Origin of the sequence: Arenimonas sp. (assembly GCF_044348765.1) — a bacterium.
In the GTDB taxonomy this organism is placed as follows: domain Bacteria; phylum Pseudomonadota; class Gammaproteobacteria; order Xanthomonadales; family Xanthomonadaceae; genus Arenimonas.
The window spans coordinates 1-4047 of the sequence record NZ_JBIKSE010000066.1 but is presented as its reverse complement, the minus strand read 5'-3'; the positions used below and the strand labels follow the sequence as shown (position 1 = coordinate 4047).

6 protein-coding genes are annotated in these 4047 nt (G+C 61.7%); all 6 read left to right on the top strand.

The features are described from left to right. A partial coding sequence (locus ACIQ0Q_RS08310; protein ID WP_395772472.1) for a TonB C-terminal domain-containing protein occupies nt 1-318 on the top strand: 318 nt, incomplete at its 5' end. Beyond that, nucleotides 315-1619, top strand: a complete 1305-nt coding sequence (tolB, locus tag ACIQ0Q_RS08305) for a Tol-Pal system beta propeller repeat protein TolB (RefSeq protein ID WP_395772471.1) — start codon at nt 315-317, stop codon at nt 1617-1619. The genes ACIQ0Q_RS08310 and tolB, both read left to right, overlap by 4 nt. A 38-nt stretch (nt 1620-1657) precedes the next feature. Continuing rightward, nucleotides 1658-2188 carry a peptidoglycan-associated lipoprotein Pal gene (pal, locus tag ACIQ0Q_RS08300; protein ID WP_395772470.1) on the top strand — a complete coding sequence of 177 codons (531 nt, stop codon included), beginning with the start codon at nt 1658-1660 and terminating at the stop codon, nt 2186-2188. A gap of 3 nt (nt 2189-2191) precedes the next feature. Next, nucleotides 2192-2947, top strand: a complete 756-nt coding sequence (ybgF, locus tag ACIQ0Q_RS08295) for a tol-pal system protein YbgF (RefSeq protein WP_395772469.1) — start codon at nt 2192-2194, stop codon at nt 2945-2947. Continuing rightward, nucleotides 2937-3605, top strand: coding sequence for a 7-carboxy-7-deazaguanine synthase QueE (queE, locus tag ACIQ0Q_RS08290; RefSeq protein WP_395772468.1), 669 nt, complete (start codon nt 2937-2939; stop codon nt 3603-3605). Before ybgF ends, queE begins: the two co-directional genes overlap by 11 nt. Beyond that, nucleotides 3602-4047 (top strand): 7-cyano-7-deazaguanine synthase (locus ACIQ0Q_RS08285; RefSeq protein ID WP_395772467.1); only part of this gene is annotated, 446 nt, incomplete at its 3' end. The genes queE and ACIQ0Q_RS08285, both read left to right, overlap by 4 nt.

Sequence of the window (4047 nt, the reverse complement as noted above, 5' to 3'; positions counted from 1 at the left end):
CCCGAGCGGGCCTCCGGTGGCGGCGGTAGCGCGACCTCGGCCACCGCCAAGTACCTTGCCGCCATCAATGCCACTGCCCGCGCCAATTGGAACACCGTGCAGATTCCCGAGCAGACCCGCTGCCAGGTCGAATTCACCCAAATACGTGGCGGGGAGGTGATCGAGATCGCCTTCCGGGCCTGCGCTTTGGATGACCAGGGCCGCGAGTCGATTGAACGCGCCCTGAAAAAAACCCCGATGCCCTATGCTGGCTTTGAAAGCGTATTTCAGCGTAAAGTAAGCCTAACCTTCTGTTATCCCGATGAGGTCTGCCAATGAGAAAAATCCTGATGACCTGCCTGCTGGCCTGGCTGCCCTTGCAATCGCTGGCACAGGCACTGGATGCAGGTGTGGTGGTCGGCAATGAGGCGGCGCTGTCCATCGCCATCGTGCCGATGCCTTATCAGGGGGCGCGCACCGCGCCAGCTCACGATATCGCCAAGGTCATCCGTGATGATCTGAACCAGTCCGGACAATTCAAGTCGCTGGATGAAGCGGCCATTACCGAAAAGCCCCTGCGCGGTGCCGATGTCCGCTTCGCCGACTGGAAAAAGCTGAAGCAGGATTTTCTGGTGGTCGGCCGCATTGTCGACGGCGCCGATGGCAATTTCAGCATCCAATATGAATTGATGGATGTCGCCAAGCAGCAGTCGCTGTTGTCGCTGAGCATGCCGGCCCGCGCCAGCAACGTGCGTCGCGCCGCGCATCAGGTTGCCGATCAGATCTATGAAAAAATCCTCGGTGTGCGTGGCGCCTTCGATACCCGCATCGCTTATGTCACCGCTACCGGTCTTGGCCAGGGCATTGAATACCGACTGATGGTGGCCGACTCCGACGGCTTCAACCCGCAGACCCTGGTACGTTCACGCGAGCCGCTGCTGTCGCCGGCCTGGAGTCCAGATGGCAAACGCATCGCCTATGTCAGCTTCCAGAAGGGTAGCTCGGCAGTCTACATCGTCGAACTGGCCACTGGCGTCGGCGCCACCGACCCGGTGTCCAGCGCCAAGGGCATCAACGGGGCTCCGGCCTTTTCTCCCGATGGAACCCAACTGGCGCTGACCCTGTCAAAATCCGGTAACCCGGAAATCTATGTCATGGACATCGCCAGCCGCACGCTCAAGCAGGTCACCACCCACTTCGGCATCGACACCGAAGCGGTTTGGATGCCGGACGGCCAGTCCCTGCTGTTCACTTCCGACCGCGGCGGCAAACCGCAGATCTATCAAGTCGCTGCCAGCGGTGGCGAAGCCAAGCGCGTGAGTTTCAGTGGCGAATACAATGCCCGTGCCACCGTCTCGTTCGACGGTAAGAAAATTGCCATGGCCCAAGGCGCCGGCAATGTCTACCGGATCGCCGTGCTCGACCGCAGTTTCGGCGGCAGCGGGCGCTGGCAGACCATCTCGCCCGGAAATCTGGATGAATCGCCCAGTTTCGCGCCGAATGCCAGCATGATCCTGTACGCCACCAAACAGGGCCGTCGTGGCGTGTTATACGCCGTTTCCGCCGACGGCCGCGTACGTCAACGCTTGGTTCTGTCCGAGGGCGATGTCCGCGAGCCGGCCTGGTCGCCTTACCGTTGAATCCTTTCCCCTTTTATCCGTAGCAACCCGAGGTTTCCATGAAAACACCACTCAAAATCGTATTATTGCTGACGGCGGTCCTGCTGTCGGCCTGTAACAAGAAAGTGAAGGAAGAGACGGCTGACCCGAACGCCGGTAGCAATACTTCCGGACAAGCCACTAGCGCTGACCAAGGCAATGCCATCGTCGAAGAAGGCGCGTTCGGGCCCGCCGATCTGGACAACAATACCTGTCTGCGCCAGCGCGTGGTGTACTTCGATTACGACCAAGACAGGCTGAAGCCGGAATACCAGGCCATTGTGGCCTGCCATGCCAAGTATCTGCGTGACCGCCCTGCGGCCCGCTTGCGTCTGGAAGGCCATGCCGATGAGCGCGGTACCCGGGAATACAATATGGCACTGGCTGAGCGCCGCAGTAACGGCATCAATGCCGCGTTCAGCGCCAACGGCGCCGATACCGGCCGCATTGAAGTGGTCAGCTCCGGCGAAGAACGTCCGGTCTGCCTCGACAGCGACGAATCCTGCTGGTCGCAGAACCGCCGCGTTGAAATCAGTTACAGCGTGAAGTAAGCCATGCGCCTGTCTTTCGGATTCACGCTGGTGCTGATGCTTGCCGCCTTGCCGGTGCAGGCGCAGCGCGCCAGCCTGGCCGATCGTGTCGCGGCTCTGGAAAGCCAGGCGGCGACGCAGACCCAGGGCGCCGGGCAGGCCAATATGGAACTGCTCAACCGGACGACGCAGATGCAGGATGAGATCCGGGCACTGCGTGCCATCATCGAGCAGTTGCAGAACGATCTGGAGCAGGCGCGCCAGCGCAATCGCGAGCAGTACATCGATATGGATTCTCGGGTCAGTGCCCTGGAAGGCGGCAGTGCCAAACCCGCCACGGCCGCGCCCGTTCCGGTCAAACCGGCGCCGCCGGCCAAACCCGCACCGGCTGCGGCCGGTGAGAACGCCGTCTATCAAGCCGCCTACAACAGCCTGATCAAGCAGGGCGATGCCGTTACCGCCGCCGGCCAGTTCCAGAGCTTTCTGCAGACCTATCCGGACAGCCGCCTGGCGCCGAATGCCTGGTATTGGCTGGGTGAAAGCTATTACGCCACGGCCAGTTACGAATTGGCCCTGAAGAGCTTCGGTATTCTGCTGGAACGCTTTTCCGATTCCGGCAAAGCCCCGGATGCCCTGCTGAAGTCGGCGTACTGCCATCTCGAGCTGAAAAACACGGCGCAGGGCAAACAGCAGCTGGAACGCGTGATTGCCTTGTATCCGGAGCATCCGGTGGCCGACATGGCGCGAAGCCGTCTGCGCGGATTGAGCCTTGGCCAGTGAGGCCGCGGCGGGCACGGCCCCGCGCCTGAAACTGACGGAGATCTTCTTGTCGCTGCAGGGGGAGACGCGCAGTGCCGGGCTGCCGACGGTATTCGTGCGTTTGACCGGGTGTCCGCTGCGCTGCACCTACTGCGACACCGCGTATGCCTTTTACGGCGGCGAGTGGTCGGATATCGAAGACATCGTGGCCAAGGTCGCCGCTTTCGGCGTACCGAATGTGTGCGTCACCGGCGGCGAGCCGCTGGCCCAGAAACGCTGCATCCTGCTTTTGGACGCATTGGTGTCCGCCGGATTTTCAGTGTCGCTGGAAACCTCCGGTGCCATCGACATCAGCCCGGTCGATATTCGTGTTTCCCGCGTGGTCGATATCAAAACGCCGGATTCCGGCGAGTCCGGCCAGAACCTGTGGAGCAATATCGCGCAGCTCACCCCGCACGACCAGCTCAAATTCGTCATCTGTTCGCGGACCGATTACGAGTGGGCGAGGGCCGAACTGGTTGCGCGTCGGCTGAATGACTGCTGCGAGGTCCTATTCTCCCCTAGCTATACCCAGGTCACGCCGCGAGAGTTGGCCGACTGGATCGTCGCCGACCGCCTGCCGGTGCGTTTCCAGATGCAATTGCACAAACAGTTGTGGGGCGAGGAGCAGGGGCGATGAAAAAGGCGGTCGTGCTGGTTTCGGGCGGCATGGATTCGGCGGTCACGCTGGCCATGGCACGCGCCGAAGGCTTCGAATGTTTTGCCCTCAGCGTCAATTACGGTCAGCGGCACGAATCGGAGCTGCAGGCCGCGGACCGGGTCTGCAGCATGCTCAGCGCTGCGGCTCACAAGGAAGTCCACGTCGATCTGCGCAGCTTTGGCGGTTCGGCACTGACCGCCGACATTGCCGTGCCTGAATCGCCGACCAGCGGTATTCCAGTGACCTACGTGCCGGCCCGCAACACCATCATGCTCTCGGTGGCGCTGTCCTGGGCCGAGGTGCTTGGTGCCCGTGACGTGTTCTGCGGCGTCAATGCCGTCGATTATTCCGGTTATCCCGACTGCCGTCCCGAGTACATCCGTGCTTTCGAGGTCATGGCAAATCTAGCCACGCAGGCCGG

Excerpts from the sequence above, each read along its gene's own strand:
- tolB (WP_395772471.1), top strand. The coding sequence starts at position 315 with ATGAGAAAAATCCTGATGACCTGCCTGCTGGCCTGGCTGCCCTTGCAA.
- pal (WP_395772470.1), top strand. The coding sequence starts at position 1,658 with ATGAAAACACCACTCAAAATCGTATTATTGCTGACGGCGGTCCTGCTG.
- ybgF (WP_395772469.1), top strand. The coding sequence starts at position 2,192 with ATGCGCCTGTCTTTCGGATTCACGCTGGTGCTGATGCTTGCCGCCTTG.